This window comes from Arthrobacter sp. zg-Y179 (genome assembly GCF_020907345.1).
GTDB lineage: Bacteria > Actinomycetota > Actinomycetes > Actinomycetales > Micrococcaceae > Arthrobacter_B > Arthrobacter_B jinronghuae.
Map to the genome: position 1 here is coordinate 107,076 of NZ_JAJJOB010000007.1, position 15,743 is coordinate 122,818.

The 15,743-nt window shown below is 66.1% G+C and carries 19 protein-coding genes; 11 read left to right on the forward strand and 8 right to left on the reverse strand.

All coding sequences use genetic code 11. The annotated features are described in order from the left end of the window. Positions 1-10 precede the first annotated feature (10 nt). Positions 11-985, forward strand: a complete 975-nt coding sequence (gene nrdF / locus LOC56_RS07675) for a class 1b ribonucleoside-diphosphate reductase subunit beta (RefSeq protein ID WP_229951693.1) — start codon at positions 11-13, stop codon at positions 983-985. A gap of 71 nt (positions 986-1,056) precedes the next feature. Here nrdF and LOC56_RS07680 read toward each other — a convergent pair whose 3' ends face one another. After that, positions 1,057-1,515: a DUF2975 domain-containing protein gene (locus LOC56_RS07680; RefSeq protein WP_229951694.1), complete on the reverse strand. Its 459-nt coding sequence runs from the start codon at positions 1,513-1,515 to the stop codon at positions 1,057-1,059. A 133-nt stretch (positions 1,516-1,648) separates the two neighbouring features. Between LOC56_RS07680 and LOC56_RS07685 the strand changes: the two genes are divergently transcribed. The 8 genes from LOC56_RS07685 (at position 1,649) to LOC56_RS16390 (ending at position 8,704) form a co-directional block, all read left to right on the forward strand. After that, positions 1,649-2,254: a DinB family protein gene (locus tag LOC56_RS07685; RefSeq protein ID WP_229951695.1), complete on the forward strand. Its 606-nt coding sequence runs from the start codon at positions 1,649-1,651 to the stop codon at positions 2,252-2,254. Positions 2,255-2,263: 9 nt separating this feature from the next. Next, entirely contained in the window at positions 2,264-3,232 is a 969-nt protein-coding gene (locus tag LOC56_RS07690) for an ABC transporter ATP-binding protein (protein WP_229951696.1), read from the forward strand. After that, positions 3,229-4,023, forward strand: a complete 795-nt coding sequence (locus tag LOC56_RS07695; protein WP_229951697.1) for an ABC transporter permease subunit — start codon at positions 3,229-3,231, stop codon at positions 4,021-4,023. Before LOC56_RS07690 ends, LOC56_RS07695 begins: the two co-directional genes overlap by 4 nt. Before the next feature lie 51 nt (positions 4,024-4,074). Continuing rightward, positions 4,075-4,929 carry a hypothetical protein gene (locus LOC56_RS07700; protein ID WP_229951698.1) on the forward strand — a complete coding sequence of 285 codons (855 nt, stop codon included), beginning with the start codon at positions 4,075-4,077 and terminating at the stop codon, positions 4,927-4,929. Positions 4,930-5,015: 86 nt separating this feature from the next. Then, positions 5,016-5,831, forward strand: a complete 816-nt coding sequence (locus LOC56_RS07705) for a ribose-phosphate pyrophosphokinase (RefSeq protein WP_229951699.1) — start codon at positions 5,016-5,018, stop codon at positions 5,829-5,831. 26 nt (positions 5,832-5,857) lie between these two features. Further along, on the forward strand, positions 5,858-7,405 hold the full coding sequence (locus LOC56_RS07710; RefSeq protein WP_229951700.1) for a nicotinate phosphoribosyltransferase: 1,548 nt from the start codon (positions 5,858-5,860) through the stop codon (positions 7,403-7,405). Then, the gene (locus tag LOC56_RS07715) at positions 7,402-8,046 is read left to right on the forward strand and encodes an NUDIX domain-containing protein (RefSeq protein WP_229951701.1); all 645 of its coding nucleotides are present in this window, start codon (positions 7,402-7,404) and stop codon (positions 8,044-8,046) included. The genes LOC56_RS07710 and LOC56_RS07715 overlap by 4 nt, the downstream gene beginning before the upstream one ends. Positions 8,047-8,164: 118 nt before the next feature. After that, positions 8,165-8,704, forward strand: a complete 540-nt coding sequence (locus LOC56_RS16390; RefSeq protein WP_442860080.1) for a DivIVA domain-containing protein — start codon at positions 8,165-8,167, stop codon at positions 8,702-8,704. Positions 8,705-8,747: 43 nt separating this feature from the next. Here the strand turns inward: LOC56_RS16390 and arfB are convergent, their stop codons facing one another. From arfB to LOC56_RS07755, 6 genes are all read right to left on the reverse strand, one after another. Then, entirely contained in the window at positions 8,748-9,170 is a 423-nt protein-coding gene (arfB, locus tag LOC56_RS07730) for an alternative ribosome rescue aminoacyl-tRNA hydrolase ArfB (RefSeq protein WP_229951702.1), read from the reverse strand. Positions 9,171-9,203: 33 nt separating this feature from the next. Then, positions 9,204-9,443, reverse strand: a complete 240-nt coding sequence (locus LOC56_RS07735) for a hypothetical protein (RefSeq protein ID WP_229951703.1) — start codon at positions 9,441-9,443, stop codon at positions 9,204-9,206. A gap of 7 nt (positions 9,444-9,450) precedes the next feature. After that, positions 9,451-10,020, reverse strand: coding sequence for a DUF1697 domain-containing protein (locus LOC56_RS07740; RefSeq protein ID WP_229951704.1), 570 nt, complete (start codon positions 10,018-10,020; stop codon positions 9,451-9,453). Beyond that, complete coding sequence (locus tag LOC56_RS07745; RefSeq protein ID WP_229951705.1) at positions 10,017-10,799, reverse strand: alpha/beta fold hydrolase; 783 nt, start codon at positions 10,797-10,799, stop codon at positions 10,017-10,019. Before LOC56_RS07745 ends, LOC56_RS07740 begins: the two co-directional genes overlap by 4 nt. Positions 10,800-10,930: 131 nt before the next feature. Continuing rightward, entirely contained in the window at positions 10,931-11,764 is an 834-nt protein-coding gene (locus tag LOC56_RS07750; protein ID WP_229951706.1) for an SDR family oxidoreductase, read from the reverse strand. A gap of 146 nt (positions 11,765-11,910) precedes the next feature. Then, entirely contained in the window at positions 11,911-12,339 is a 429-nt protein-coding gene (locus LOC56_RS07755) for a VOC family protein (protein WP_229951707.1), read from the reverse strand. 100 nt (positions 12,340-12,439) lie between these two features. Here LOC56_RS07755 and LOC56_RS07760 point away from each other — a divergent pair, with 100 nt between their 5' ends. Both LOC56_RS07760 and LOC56_RS07765 read left to right on the forward strand, forming a co-directional pair. Next, a complete protein-coding gene (locus tag LOC56_RS07760) occupies positions 12,440-13,432 on the forward strand; it encodes a helix-turn-helix transcriptional regulator (protein WP_229951708.1) in 993 nt (330 codons plus the stop codon). A gap of 69 nt (positions 13,433-13,501) precedes the next feature. Beyond that, complete coding sequence (locus LOC56_RS07765) at positions 13,502-14,893, forward strand: CoA transferase (protein WP_229951709.1); 1,392 nt, start codon at positions 13,502-13,504, stop codon at positions 14,891-14,893. Positions 14,894-15,211: 318 nt separating this feature from the next. On the opposite strand, the gene LOC56_RS07770 is transcribed toward LOC56_RS07765, so the two are convergent. Continuing rightward, a complete protein-coding gene (locus LOC56_RS07770; protein WP_229951710.1) occupies positions 15,212-15,718 on the reverse strand; it encodes a hypothetical protein in 507 nt (168 codons plus the stop codon). Positions 15,719-15,743 lie beyond the last annotated feature (25 nt).

A 15,743-nucleotide genomic window follows, 5' to 3' on the forward strand; every position in this document is an offset into this window, starting at 1 on the left:
GGAATTATTCATGACCGAGAAGCTGAAGCTGATCGACGGCGTCCAGGCGATCAACTGGAACCGGATCCAGGATGAGAAGGACGTTGAGGTCTGGAACCGTCTGGTCAACAACTTCTGGCTGCCGGAGAAGGTGCCGCTGTCCAACGACGTCCAGTCCTGGGCCACGCTGACCCCGGATGAGCAGCAGCTGACCATGCGTGTGTTCACGGGCCTGACCCTGCTGGACACTATGCAGGCCACCGTCGGTGCCGTCTCGCTGATCCCCGATGCGCTCACCCCGCACGAGGAAGCGGTCTACACGAACATTGCGTTCATGGAGTCCGTGCACGCCAAGAGCTACTCCTCGATCTTCTCCACCCTGGCTTCCACCAAGGAGATTGACGAGGCCTTCCGCTGGTCCACGGAGAACCCGAATCTGCAGAAGAAGGCGCAGATCATCACCGATTACTACCGCGGCGATGATCCCCTGAAGCGCAAGGTGGCCTCCACCCTGCTCGAGTCCTTCCTCTTCTACTCCGGCTTCTACCTGCCGATGTACTGGTCCTCGCGGGCCAAGCTCACAAACACGGCCGACCTGATCCGCCTCATCATCCGTGACGAGGCAGTGCACGGCTACTACATCGGCTACAAGTTCCAGCGCGGCCTGGAGACGGTTCCCGAGGAGCGCCGCCAGGAACTGAAGGACTACACGTACGAGCTGCTCTTCGAGCTGTACGAAAACGAAGTCCAGTACACGCATGACCTGTACGACGGCGTCGGCCTGGCCGAGGACGTCAAGAAGTTCCTGCACTACAACGCCAACAAGGCGCTGATGAACCTGGGCTACGAGGCCATGTTCCCGTCCACCCTGACGGACGTGAACCCGGCGATCCTCTCGGCCCTGTCACCGAATGCCGACGAGAACCACGACTTCTTCTCCGGCTCCGGATCTTCCTACGTGATCGGCAAGGCCGTGAACACGGAAGACGACGACTGGGACTTCTAGTTCCTTAGTGTCATCTGACAACCATTGCCGCCGCGGCGGGCCTTTCGGGTCCGTCGCGGCGGCAGCGCTGTTTAAAGCACGGGGTGTTCTTCTTTCAGCCAGACCAGCACCCCGTATCTGAAGGCAAAGGCGACAGGGATGAGGGCGAGGAAGAGCAGCAGCCCGAACAGTATCGCCGGGCCGCCGATATTCTCGATGAACCCGGCATGGGCGAAAACCCCTGCAAAGAGCACTGCCATGACACCCAGTGAAACCGCCATGATGTTGGCCCATCCCGTCGACCGACGTGTCACGGACCTGTCTGCTACCGCGGCTGAGACCAGTTGCCAGGCTGCCAGCAACGCCAGCTCGAAGGCGGCCACCGCAGCCCCGATTACCGTGACGTACGAGGATGCCAGATCCGCAACCTCCGGATAGGCAGCCGCGGACCGGGCCGCGATCCGCGGAACAACCACAAGCTGGGTCAGCAGGGCGGCCAGGGCGAACGCCACGACCGCGCAGCGGAGGGGGAAGGCTTCCTGCCGAGTCATGACGCGATCCTCGCCCGGGCCGGTGCAGCTGTCAACCATGCAGCAGCGGCCGCCGCGTCCAGTAGGCACGGGTAAAGCGTGTTGGGGCGGAGCACGTATGGACGCGGCTGTCCCGTCCGCCTAGTCTTCGGCGATGACTGATCAGGACATCCCGGACAAAATCGAGCCCCCGCTGGCTGGAACGGAAACCGAGACCCTGCTGGGCTCCCTGGACCGGCAGCGCGCCACCTTTGCCTGGAAAACCGGCGGCCTTGACGCCGAAGCCCTCACCGCCACCGTTGGCTCCTCAGCCATTACGCTCGGTGGTCTCCTCAAGCACCTGGCGGGTGTGGAGGACATGTACTTCGCCTGGCGGCTGAAAGGTCAGGACCCGGGAGCCCCGTGGAATGCAGTGGACTGGGAAACCGATCCGGACTGGGATTGGCGTACCGCCGCAGACGACAGCCCGGAGCACCTCTACGCCCTGTGGGGCGACGCCGTCGGACGCTCCCGGCACCGCCTTGCCGCCGCGCTGGACGACGGTGGACTCGACCAGCTGCTGCCCGCCATTGAGGGTCAAGCCGGCAGTCTGCGCCGTATGCTGATCGACCTGATCGAGGAATATGCCCGGCATACCGGACATGCCGATCTGATCCGTGAATCGGTGGACGGGCTGGTGGGGGAGGATCCTCCGGGGGACGTATCCTGGCCCGCACCGGCCGGCGCCGCCGCCTACCCGACACCCACTGCAGGCGCGTAGCCTGACCCCATGAGAACTGGCTCTACCTCAGCCGCTGTCCGCACGCGTGGGTTGCAAAAGAACTTCGGACGCGTTGCAGCACTGAAAGGCATCGATCTGGAGGTTCCAGCCGGAAGCGTCTTCGGGATCATCGGTCCCAACGGCGCCGGCAAGACCACGCTCATGCGGCTGCTGCTGGACCTGCTGCGCCCCAGTTCCGGAGAGGTAACCGTCCTCGGTGTTGATCCCCGCAACGGAGGGCCGGCCCTGCGCCGTCGTATCGGCTTCCTGCCGGGAGATCTTGCCCTGGCGGACAGAGTCAGCGGACGGGAACTGCTTCGCTTTTACTCGCGCATCAGTGGACCAGTAGTTCCGGGAGCCGTTCCGGCGCTGGCGGAGCGGCTCGATCTGGACCTCGGCCGCCCGGTGCGTGCCCTGTCCAAGGGAAACCGGCAGAAACTGGGGCTTATCCAGGCATTTATGCATCAACCCCCGCTGCTCATCCTGGACGAACCGACCAGCGGATTGGACCCTTTGGTTCAGCAGGAGTTCCTGGCACTGGTGAGGGAGGCGAGCAGCAACGGCCAGACGGTACTGCTCAGCTCGCACGTACTCAGCGAGATCGAGGATGCCGCGGACACCGTGGCCATCCTGCGCTCGGGGACTGTGGTCTCCGACGCCAGCACCGCCGACATCCGGGCTGCGGCAGGCCGCCGAGTGAGGATTGGAATCAGTGCAGCAGAGGCACCTGCCTTGATGGAAAGCCTCGCAAGGGTGCCTGGATTCGAGCTGCTGCCCGTGCCCGCCGACCCGGCGACCGGAGATGCAACCTCGATCCATGCCCGGTTCGAGGGGGACATGCCGGACCTGATCACGGCCCTGGCGGGACATCACCTCCTCGACCTGGTGGTGCAGGAACCCGACCTCGAGGAGGCCGTCCTGCGGTTTTACGGGCCGGAGAACGCTGCCGGGCCGGCCGACGGCGGTGCCGCCGAATGAGTCGCTTCCCCTTGTTAACCCGCTCGCTTGCCGGATCGTGGCGTCCGCTTCTGGGATGGGCGGCGGGCATTCTTGCTGTCCTGAGCCTGTACCTGCCCCTCTATCCGTCCCTGGTCGGCCAGGATTTTCAGGATCTCCTGCAAAGCCTGCCGCCCGAGCTCATTTCCGCGCTGGGATATGACGAGCTGACCACCGGCGCCGGATACACCCAGTCGACGTTCTTCGGACTCATCGGGTTCGTCCTCTTCACCATCGCCGCCATTTCGTGGGGAACCCGGGCAATTGCCGGCGACGAGGAGAGTGGAAGCCTGGAACTCCTCCTGGCCCACGCGGTCGGCCGGGTCCAGCTCGTCCTGGAGCGCAGCGCCGCCATTGTCGCCCGTCTGGTGCTGCTCGGGCTTTTCACCGGCCTGGCCGTGCTGGTTTTCAACCGCCCCGCACAACTCGGGCTTATTCCTTCCCATCTCTGGGCCGGGTGCGCGGCGCTCATCGGGCTGGCGCTGCTGACTGCGTCCGTCGCCCTGGCTGCGGGGGCAATCACCGGCCGCCGCGTCTGGGCCCTCGCGGCTGCCGTTGCGGTCGCCGTCGGCGGGTACGCCCTCAACGCGGTGGCCAACCAGAATCCGGACCTGGACTACCTTCACTCCTGGACGCCCTATCACTGGGCCTTCGGCGCCGGCCCGCTCAGCAACGGGGCCGATTGGGCCGGGCTCGGTGCACTGTATGGAACAAGTGCGCTGCTGGTGCTGCTCGCGTCCTTCGCACTCGCCCGGAGGGACATCGGCACGTGATCGCCAACCCCGTGCAATGATGTCCCCACCAACACGACGGGGTGGGCGCCAATGCGCAGAGTAAAGGGACTCGCAGCCGCAGCAGCGACGGTGCTGCTGCTTTCCGCCTGCACGGACGCCGGGTCGTCGAGCGCGGACGAGCAGTCCACCCCGCCGGCATCGAGTGACGGCGCCTCAATCACGGCCTGCCAAAACGCCGTGGTCCTTGGCGAGGACCGGGTGCTGGACTTGAGCGATGCCCGGGACTTCCAGGCCTGGGGCTTAGTAGAGCCAGCCGACGCTTCGGTTCCATTCTCCGCCGGATCGCCGGTGGAAATTGCCTGGCGGGTCACCGGGACCGGTGCGTTCGATACGTGGCTTGCCGATCCGCAGGGAAACCGGGTTGAGGCGTTTAAGAAACCCAGCACTTCCACGGGAGGGGAGCTGGACAAGCCGGGGGAGGGCTGGGACGCCGTCTACGAGTTTGACGAGCCCGGGTGCTGGTCGCTGCGGGTGGAGCGGCAGATGCCGGACCGCACAACGGCGATTTCGATCGACCTTCGGGTTGAGGAGGGGGCCCCTTCCTTCGCCTCAGTCAACGAACTGTACGACGCCGTCGCCGGCGTCCTGGACTGCGACCCCGGCACCACAGCGGAGCCGGTCACGATGCAGATAGACGGATATCTTCCCGAGTACCGGATGTGCACGGACACGGTCGAAATCATCCGCTACGCGAACGCGGCGGACCGGGCGAAGGCCTCGGAGCTGCTGAACGGGGCCGGAAACCCGGTCCCGTACTTTGCCGAGGGCAGCAACTGGCACGTGCTGGTGCTGCCGGACCGTGAGGGGCAGGTGCCGGGACCGGACCAAATCGCCGCTCTCGCCGAGGAGCTGGGCGGCCGTTTCGTCAGCCCGGCGACAGGGTAGCCCGCACCCATTCGTCATTATTCGTAACAATACGTTTATTGCACTAATAAACTTCCATAGACGAAAAACCTGTGTAGGCTGGCAGCATGTTCACCGCATACGCCACAGTCCCGCAGGGGTACACCGTCCACTCGGCAGCGACGCCGATGTCCTTCCCGGCCGGGGAAGCCCACCTCAAGGTCGAAGGCAGCCCGGCGGAAACCCCGCTGTACTTCTACCTCACCGGCGCCGATGCCAGCGAGTACATGACCGCCGCCATGTGGATTGACTACGCCCACCAGGGCGGCCACAAGGTCCAGGCCCTCATCCCGTACCTGCCCGGAGCCCGCCAGGACCGCGGCAACCCCTTCGGTGCCAAGGTCTACGCCAACCTCATCAACGCCATGAACGCCGACGAAGTGGTCTGCTTCGACCCGCACTCGCCCGTTATGCCGGCCATGGTCCGCAACCTGCGCGTCGTGGATTCCTCCGCCGTGATCGCCCAGGTCCTGCGGAACAAGGCCGGGGAGTATGCCGGCGTCATCTGCCCGGACGCCGGAGCGAAGGAACGCACCGCCCGAACCGCCGCGGCCCTCGGACTTCCGCTCTACTCCGCAGAGAAGCACCGGGACTTTGCCACCGGCAAGCTGTCCGGATTCACCTGCGAGGAACTGCCCGCCGAAGGACGCTTCCTGGTCGTCGACGACATCTGCGACGGCGGCGGAACCTTCATGGGCCTGGCCGCAGCCACCGGCCTCGGGCCGGACCGCCTGGACCTGTGGGTCAGCCACGGGGTGTTCTCCGGCAAAGCAGCCCAGCTGCGGCAGGCCTACGGCTCCATTTACACCACGGATTCACACCCCGGCGCCGCCAACCCGGACGTCGCCGCGTCCATCACGCCCCTGATCTCCCACCTCATCTGATTCCGTCTCAAGCTAAGGAACCCGCCATGACCACGACAGCAGCACCGACCGCCCTGACCACCGCCAGCATCACCGCAGCCCTGTTCCAGACGGACGCGTACAAGCTCGGCCACATCCACATGTACCCCCGGGGCACCACAAAGGTTCTCTCCAACTTCACCAACCGCGGCTCCCGGATCGAGGGGGTGGACCACGTGGTGCACTTCGGTCTGCAGGCCTTCCTGCAGAAGTTCTGCATTGAAGCCTTCGCCCCGTTCTTCGCCGCTGATGAGGACGACGCCGTGGCCGAATACCAGGCCGGCCTCAACGACATCCTCGGACCGAACACCGTCGGCACCGACCACATCCGGTCCCTGCACCGCCGCGGCTACCTGCCGCTGATCTTCCGCGCCGTGCCCGAGGGAACCCGGGTGCCACTGCGGGTCCCGTCCGTCACCGTCGAGTCCACCGAGCCGGAGTTCTTCTGGCTGGTCAACTACATCGAGACGGCGCTCAGCGCCTCCATCTGGCAGCCCTCCACCGCAGCGACCATTGCCGACAAGTACCGCGGCATTCTGGACACCGCCGCCGGGAAGACCGGCACGGACGCCGCCTATGTGGACTGGCAGCTCCACGACTTCTCCTTCCGCGGCATGCCCGGCGTCGAAGCGGCCGCGGCCTCCGGCGCCGGCCACCTACTCTCCTTCAAGGGCTCGGACTCCCTCGGCTCGGCCGACTTCATCCGCCGCTACTACAACTCCTCCTTCGGCGCGGAGAATGGCCAGATCCTCGGCTCCATCCCCGCCAGCGAGCACGCCGTGATGTGTGCCGGCGGCCAGAACGGAGAAGCGGAAACCTTCCGCCACATCCTTGAGGTCAACCCCACCGGCAACATCTCGCTGGTCTCCGACGGGTACGACCTGTGGCACGTACTGCAGGGCATCCTGCCCGGGCTCAAGGACATCATCACCTCGCGCGACGGCAACGTCGTTATCCGTCCCGACTCCGGAGACCCGGCCGACATCGTCTGCGGCACCTCCACCCGACCCGGCGCCGTCCTCCCCGACGCGACACCGTCGATGGCAGAGGACCCGGCCTACTTCGGCGTCGTCGCCCTCCTGGAAGCTGAGTTCGGCTCCACCCGTAACGACGCCGGCTACAAGGTCCTGAACAACGTGCGCGTTATGTACGGCGACTCCATCACCCCCGAGCGTGCCGCGGACATCACTGCACGCCTGGAGAAAGAGGGCTACGCCTCGGAGAATGTCGTGCTCGGCGCCGGTTCGTTCACCTACCAGTACGTCACCCGGGACACGTTCTCCTCGGCAATCAAGGTCACCTACATCGAGGTCAACGGCCGGCCCCGCAATGTGTTCAAGGATCCGATCACTGCCAAGGGCTTCGGTTCCAAGCGTTCCGCTACCGGCCGCCTGGCCGTCACCCGGAACGACGCCGGCGAACTGGTCCTCATCGAGAAGGCCACGCCCGAGCAGGAAGAGGCATCCCTGCTGCAGCCCGTCTGGGCCAACGGCGAGTTCCTCCGCCGCCAATCCTTCGCGGACGTCCGTGCAGTGCTCGGTAACATTGCCTCATGAGTTCCGAAAGGCTGCAGCCCCTCGTTTCGATCGATACCGTGCCCTTCATCGTGCGGGACGGGGGGCTGTGCCTGGTGACCGCGGATCGCGCCAACGAACCCTTCGCCGGCGCGCAGGCGCTCCCCGGCGTCCTCCTGCTTCCGTCCGAACGGCTGGCCGAGGCCGCACTGCGGGCGCTGACGGTCAAGACCGGTGTAGGGGAGGACCAGGTGGCCCACCTCGACACGGCGGGAGTCTACGACAACCCGGACCGGGATCCGCGCGGGCCCACCATCTCGATTGTCCATACCGCCGTCCTGCACCCGGACGCCGGGCTGAACGAAGCCGCCGTAAGGGTCACGCCGGTGGAGCGAGTGTCCGGACTGCCGTTCGATCACGACACCATCATCCGCCGCACCGCCGGCGCCGTGCTGGATGCGCTTTGGGTGGACGCGGCACTGACCAGGGCGCTGCTGGGGAAGCACTTCACCACGGCCCACGCCGCCCGGATGAGCCGGAGCCTGGCGGCTGCCGCCGGACGCACCGAACCGGACTCCTCCAACCTGGGCCGGATGCTGGCCCGCAACCCCGCGTTGTCCAAATCCAGCGAGGCAGTCGCCGCGGGCCGCGGCCGTCCGGCTGCAGGGTGGTCCTGGACATAGCCGGAAACATCGAAATCCATGGCGGCTTTTGAAAAGAACAATCGGTTACAGTTATTGTCGCCAGGATTTTGATCCGTTCAGCTGTGACACAGACTGACCTTACGAAAGTCGGAGCACCATGTCCTTTGAGTATGTTTCAGCGGTAATGGCCCAAGGGGCGAGCGAAAGCGACGGCTCAGGAAAAATCTGGATTTTCGTCGCGGTAATAGTTCTGCTCACCTTGGTATTACCGAATGCTTCGAAATCCACCAAATCCAAGGGGGAATCCGTCACATACGGAACCGGAACTCTCACAGCTGAAGAGGTTGTCGCGAAGCGCTTCCAGCCCACCAAGTTCAAGGAGGGCTATGACCAGGACGAAGTGGATGATTTCCTGGCGCGAACCGTCCAGGAGCTTCGGCGGCTCGAAAACGAACGTCTTCAACTGCAAAAGACGGACAGTTTTAGGCAGGCCGTTACCGCTTCAATTCTTAGCCCTGAAGAGGTAATAAATCAGAGGTTCCAGCCGACAAAGTTCCGCGAGGGGTATGCGCAGAATGAGGTGGATGACTTCCTGGACCGGATTGCCACGGGTCTTCGGGGCCGGGTTTCCGAAAATGAGCAGCTTCGGCGCCGGCTAGGCCCGTCCCAGTACGGAACTTCGACGACGCCGAGCTAACCCGGGCAGCATCCCTCATGTTGATGCCGAAGCCCTAGTGGAATTAATCAGCGGGCGGCCGTTGCCGTTGCCGCTTCGTGGCACCCCGTTGTTTCTTGGCATCGAGGCGGCGGTAGTTTGAGCCCCGGGTAGGTTTGGTGGTCCGGCGCGGGGCAGGTCCGGGCGCCAGATTGTCTGCCACGAGCGCGGCGAGCTTGGCCAGGGCTGTTTCCCGATTGCGAAGCTGGGAACGTTGCTCGGAGGCCGTCACCGTCAGCACTCCAGCCACGAGACTGCGTGTCAGCCGCTGCAGCAGCAGCAGGCGTTGCTGTTCCGACAGCACCGCAGAACCGGCTACGTTCCAGGAGAGTGCAACGCGGCTGTCTGAGGTGTTGACGTGCTGACCCCCGGGGCCGGACGAACGGGAGAACCGCCAGTCGAGTTCAGCTGCGGGAATCGTGAGCGCGGGCGACACCACCAAATCCATCCCTCCAGCGTCGCACGAACGAATCCGGTAGGCCTAACGCGAGTACAGCCGGTCGGTGGGCAGCAGCAGATCGACTGCAGTGGTCATATCGGCGGCCTTGGCCATCGCGCCCTCTGCTGTCGGAGCCACCACCCGGTCCCGGTGGACTTCCTGGATCGGCACCGGAATCTGCCGGCCGTCGTCGTCGAGCCTCCACTGCTCCATGAACATCCGAAGGCCGAGCTCGTCGAGCAGGGATTCGGCAGGGGTTCGGACATGGCAGGACCCTAACACCTAAGCATCACCCGGGCAGCCGCTCCCACAGTTTCTGGGTGGTGTTCCAGCTGCGGACGGTCATCGACTTGTACAGCGGCGAGGCCGCGATGGCACTCAGCCGGCTCTTGGTCAGCTCGGAGCTGAGCCGCTGCGAGTAGATGACGCCGTCGCCCGCCCAGATCTCGTCAACGCCTTCCCTCGGCCGGAAAGCGTCCATGGCGGTGTCAGCATCGATGTCCATGAGGAAAATCGCGTCCGAGTGGTAGAGGTCCGGCCGCTCACCGAAGTGCTGCGGCCGTTGCTCGACGACGGCCTGCAGCTGCGCGCGGCCCAGCACCAGGACCTTGATGAGTTCGTCGTCGAGGGCGAAATTATCCGTGAGTGCGGCTTCGATTTGCCGGCCGACGGAGCCGGCGTCGTCATTCGATGCCAGGAAGACATTCCCGCTCGCAATGTAGGTGGACACCTGCTGAAACCCGAGGCCTTCCAGATGCCCCCGTAACTCCTTCATGGGGACCTTGTTCCGGCCGCCGACGTTGATGCCGCGCAGGAGAGCCAGATAGGGGAAAATATCCGCGGCCGGGCTGTCGGTCATTGCACCGGGATGCGGCGGCGGATTTCGCGTACGGTGCCGGTCGGATCAGGGGAGTGGTCGTGGGATTCGGGCACTGTTACCAGGACAGCCTGCGGCATCCGCCTCGCCAGCTTCTCGGTGGCGTCCATAATCACCGGGTAGGTGGTGATACCGCGCAGGATGGTGACGGGTACCGAAACCTGGGCCATCGCCGCCGTCGGGGTGGACACGGCCTGCGACAGCAGCGCGTCGTAGACGGCGGACTGCGCCAGCGGAACCAGGGAATCGAACATGGGGCTGGCCTGGATCTGCTCAATAAACGCTTCGGGCAGGCCGATGCCTTCGCGCTGGAAGGTGGTGACGGCGTCCGCCGGGTTGCCTGAATCAACGAGGGACTGAAGCCGCTGCGGAAGGTCGATCGAGGGTTCCCCCTCGCCGAAGAGGAACGGCGGCTCGGACAGGAACAGGTGGCTGATCGGTGCCCCTTCGGCCGCGGCAAGCAGGGCGAGCATCGCGCCGGACGAATGTCCGAGGACTGCCGCGTCGCCGCCGACGGCGTTGAGGACCGCCGTGAGGTCCTCCACCTCCCGCCGCGGAGAGTAAGGGGAAGTATCCGTGCTTTTCCCGCGGGCACGGCGGTCCACCGTCACCGCCTGGAAACCGGCTGCTTTGAGCGCGGCGGCCAACGGGGCGCCGGCGTCGGCGGTTGAAAACGCACCGCCGACAATGACCACCGGCGTGCCGTGGCCCGTCTGGTCGAACGCGATCCGGGTGCCGTCTGCTGAGTCTGCGTACAACATGCCCAGATTCGATCACGCCGACGAAGCCCCGGCAATCAGTGGCTCCGCATCCGCGGCTCCCGGCGGCCATCTTTTTCCCGCGCCTCCGGCACCCTCCTGCCGCCGCGCGCCGCCGCGCCCCGTCAGCGGACCTAGCCGGCGATCTTGCTGCGCTGGCCGGTGTCGACGGCCGCCACCGCACCGCCGTCGACCAGCAGGTCCGCGCCGGTCATGAAGCTGGCGTCCTGGCTGAGCAGGAAGGCCGTGGCATTGGCGATGTCGAAGGCGGTGCCGAGGCGCTTGGTGCCGGACGCCTCGATCATGGCGCGCATCTGCGAGCCGGATTCGCCGGAGAGTTCCTGCTGGCCCATAGGGGTGGAAATGACGCCGGGGCTGATGCTGTTTACGCGTGCCCCGCGGGCACCCCAGCGCAGGCTGGCGGTCTGGACACGGACCTGGTTGGCGCGCTTGGCCACGCTGTAGGCATGTCCGGGGTGGTCGATGCCGGCAACAAACGGAATCAGCAGCAGATCGTCCGCAGGGACGGTGGCCAGGCTCGCCAGCACGTCGGCGGGCATCTGGCCGCCTGCCATGTAGGCAGACATGCTGGAAATGACGACGCCGGCGCCGCCCGGGGCGATGACCTTTTCGAACTCCTCCAGCACCACGGCCACACCGAACAGGTCCACCTTCCAAATGGCCTCCACCGGTGCCTGGACGGGGGAGAGCCCGGCGGTGTGGACGACGCCGGTCACCGCGCCCAGCTCACGGGCCGTTGCGGCCAGGGCGGCCACGGACTGACGCGAGGAGACGTCCACCTGCTGGGACACGACGTCGTAGCCCTCACCCAGGGCTGCAGTGTGCACCGTTTCGAGCAGGTCTTCGTTGAAGTCGGCCAGCAGGATCTTGCGTCCTGCGCCGGACCGGCGCATAACCGCCTGTCCCATGCCGCCCATGCCGATGACTACCAGTACGTCCGAGGCCATAACGCTCCCATGCTTAGAGTGCCGGCGGAGGAAACCGCCGGATGTATGCCTCTGAGACTAGCGGGTCTCGGTTTCCCCGGGCACGGCGCCGCGGCGGGCACGGACCGGGGATCGGTCCGTGCCCGCGGTGTACCGGCGCATGTGGGTTAACCGGCAGGGTTATAGGCCACGGCAACGTCGAGCACCCACGTGACGCCGAAGCGGTCCTGCACCATTCCGTAGGCGGGGGAGAAGGCCGAGGGCGCCAGGTCCTGGAGCACGGTGGAACCGTCGGAAAGCCGGTCCCAGAGGCCGGTGATTTCCTCGGCCGAGTCGCCGCGGACCGAGACGAAGGAGGATTTGTCCCCCTGGTCGTAGGACACGCTGGCGGGAACGTCGTAGGCCATGATCGAGAATCCGTTTCCGCCGAGGACCTGCCCGAACTTGACTTGGCCGGCCTCCTCCGGGAGTTCGACGCTGTAGGCGTCCTCGTTGGTGACGACGATAAGCTGCCCGCCGAAAACCGAGTGGTAGAACTCGAGGGCGGCCCGGGCATCGCCGCGGAAGTTCAGGTGGGGCGTGGTGGTGACAGACATGGGTTGCTCCTTCTGGGATAGCCCGGGTGTTTCCCGGTAAAACCCACTCTTCTCCTAGTAGAGGTCAGGTTCTGGCCGCTATTTCGTTTATCTTTCTCGTATGCCCACCACGACGTCGCGTCTCCTGCTGCTCCTCTCGCTTCTGCAGACCCCGCGGGACTGGCCGGGGCAGGTGCTTGCGGACCGGCTGGAGATCAGCCCCCGGACGGTGCGCCGCGACGTCGACCGCCTGCGGGAAATGGGTTACCGCATCTCCGCGCTGAAGGGGCCGGACGGGGGTTACCGCCTGGACGCCGGCGCCGAGCTGCCGCCTCTGCTTTTTGACGACGACCAGGTGCTGGCCCTCGCCGTCGCGCTGCAGTCCGCGCCCATGACCGGAGCCGGCATCGAGGAGGCCGCCGCCCGCGCGCTGGCCACGGTCCGGCAAGTGATGCCCTCCCGGCTCCGTCACCGCCTCGACGCACTGCAGTTCACCGTGCTGCCGGGACGTCCGGATGCGGCCGAATCCGTTCCGCCGGAACGGCTGCTGACCTTGGCGAATGCGGTCCGGTCCCGGCAGGTGCTGCGTTTGAACTATGCGGCGGTCCGTCCGGAAGAGGGCGACGCCGCCGGTGCGCCGCCTCGACGGGTGGAACCGCACCACCTCGTGGCCTCCCGCGGACGGTGGTACCTGGTGGCCTGGGATCTGGACCGGAACGACTGGCGGATCTTCCGGGCCGACCGGATCACTCCGCGGCTACCTGGAGGTGCGCGGTTCCGGGAGCGGGAACTGCCCGGCGGCAGCGCGCATGATTTCCTTTCCGCCCGGTTCCGGGGAGCGGAACCGGGCAGGAGTTCCGGTGAAGGCTGGCCGTGCCGCGGCGCCGTGGTCCTGCATCTTCCGGGGGACGCCGTCGTCCCGTTTGCCGGTGACGGCACGGTCGAAGCCGTGGGACCCGACAGGTGCCGGCTGGAAGCAGGCTCCTGGTCCTGGGCGGCGCTGGCGGCGTCTTTCGGCCGGTTTGACGCCGAGCTCGAGGTGATTGGTCCGCCTGAGCTGGCGTCCGCCTTCGGAACGCTGGCGGCGCGCTTCGCGGCGGCGGCAGCACGGTAGGCGCATGACATCTCCGCTTCGCGGGCGAGCAGGTGCGGCGGAATCGGGATCGGGCTGCATAATGCGGTTATGGCTGCCGACCGCAAGGACACGAATCCCCTTCCCGCACTCTGGCGGGACCTTGCCCCGCTGCTGCCGGAGAATCCTGCGCCCGCACCCTGGACGGGACCGCGCTGGTGGTGGGCGGGGGCCCTGGACGTGGAGGGACTGGCCCTGGCATCCCTGCAGGCGCTGGCTACGGCGCTCGCCGCCGGCACCGGTGCTGACGGCAAGAACCGGGACATCGTGCTGACCTCACGCGGTGCCGCGGCATCGTTCGCTTCCTATTCGCATCTGCGGGTGGACGGCAGAACGGTTGGCGGGTTCGCGCCGCTGTCGGGTTTCCGCCGCACCATCGACGGATGGGTCCGGCTGCACGCCAACTATCCGCACCACGAACGTGCCCTGCTCACGGCACTGGGCGTTGCCTCCCCCGACGCCGTAGACGCTGCACTGCTGCGGTTCACGGCCATAGAGGTGGAGGACCGGGTGACGGCACACGGGGGAGTGGCAGCCGCGGTCCGTCCGCCAGAGGAGTGGGCGGGCTCCCCGGCGGGCGAGGCGCTCCGGGGGGAACCGTGGATCCGTTTGGACACCGCACCGGCACCAGCGCCTCCCCGCAGTGCGGCGGCTGCCCTGCGCGGCGGGTCCGGCGGAATTCTGGACGGCCTGCGCGTCCTGGACCTGACACGGGTGATCGCCGGCCCGTCGGGCAGCCGGATCCTGGGCGCTCTGGGTGCCGACGTCCTGCGGATCGACCCGCCGGCCACCCCGGAGCTGGTGGAGCAACACATTGACACCGGCTTCTCGAAGCGCAGTGCGGTGGCCGATCTCACCGGCCCGGCCGCCTACCGGCGGTTCCGCGGACTCCTCGAGGCGGCCGACGCCGTGCTGTTGGGGTACCGGGGCGGCTCCCTCGCCCGCTTCGGGCTGGATCCGGAAGCGCTGCGGGCGGACTACCCGGGGCTGGGTGTGGTGAGCTTCGACGCCTGGGGCGATGCCGGGCCGTGGGCGGGCCGGCGGGGTTTCGACAGCATCGTGCAGGCTGCCAGCGGCATCGCTGCCATTTACGGCAGCGGGGAGGGGGACTCGTGGCGGCCCGGGGCGCTGCCGGTCCAGGCGCTGGACTATGCAAACGGCCTCGGGGCAGCAGCCGCCGCCGTGGCGCTCATGGGCGCCCGCAACCAAGGCATCAGCGGATCGGCCCATCTGTCGCTGGCGCGCACCGCACTGGAGCTGATGCAGCTGCCTGCTCCGCCCTCGGGTACCGAGCGGAGCGAGCTGGAAGCGGAACTCCGGACCCGGCAGAGTGTCTACGGTGAGCTGACGTTTGTGCCGCCGCCGCTGCTGGTGGACGGAAAGCAGCTAGAGTACAGCCGGCCGCCGCAGCGCTACGCCAGTGCTGCGCTTCTCTGGGAATAACGCCGCATTCCGGCCATCCCGCGGTACTTAGTTGGCAGAAAAGTAGAAAACGGCCCCGGCTGCCACGATGAAGAGCATGCCGAGCGTTGATGATCCGGCAGTAAGCATGAATGATCAGGTTTGCCTTGGCTGCGGTGAACCTTTCGGCGGCCCGCGTTCCGTACACCCCCTCCATCCCTAAGCTCATGGTCTTGACCAGCCAGGCCCGTCGGGAATATCCGAGGAAACACCCGGCAATAATGAGTGAGCCGATAATGACTCCCGGCCAGAAAACGGACATACAGACCCCCGTGAATGAGACTTGGCCCGGGGCCAGTCCTACTTCGTCCGGGCGTTGACCTCTCCCTCGAGGCTGGGATGGTCCGAGCACTCACTGGCCAGATCCAGGAGCTGCTCTTCGTCATTTGCACCGTAGTTGATTATGCTGCCATCGGGCAGTTCAGCGCTGACTAAGTAGGTCCTCTTCGGCCCGACTCCTGCAGGAGGATCAATGCTTCGAGTGACAGCGTACCCCTGGGATTTCATATATTCCTTCATCCGTTCCCGGGACTCGCGCGGGTTCGACGGGATGGGACCCACCAGTTCAAACTGCATAAAGCGGCCCTTGTTGGACTGCGGGCAGGGCGTCGGGAAGAAAGCGATACTGGGGGCCTCAGGGTCCCACGGGGAACCGTCCTGGTAGGACCAGCCGGCAGTGCCGGTGGCATCGACAACTGAGGCGGACAGACCGATGAAGTCTTCGAATATCGCTGCCGCCGGCCGGGCTGAGGCCGTCGCTGAGGCCATGGATGACGGGTCCGCAGGGGAGGAAGAGGAATTCGGCACAGAGGCTCCTTGGGCGCATGAAGTC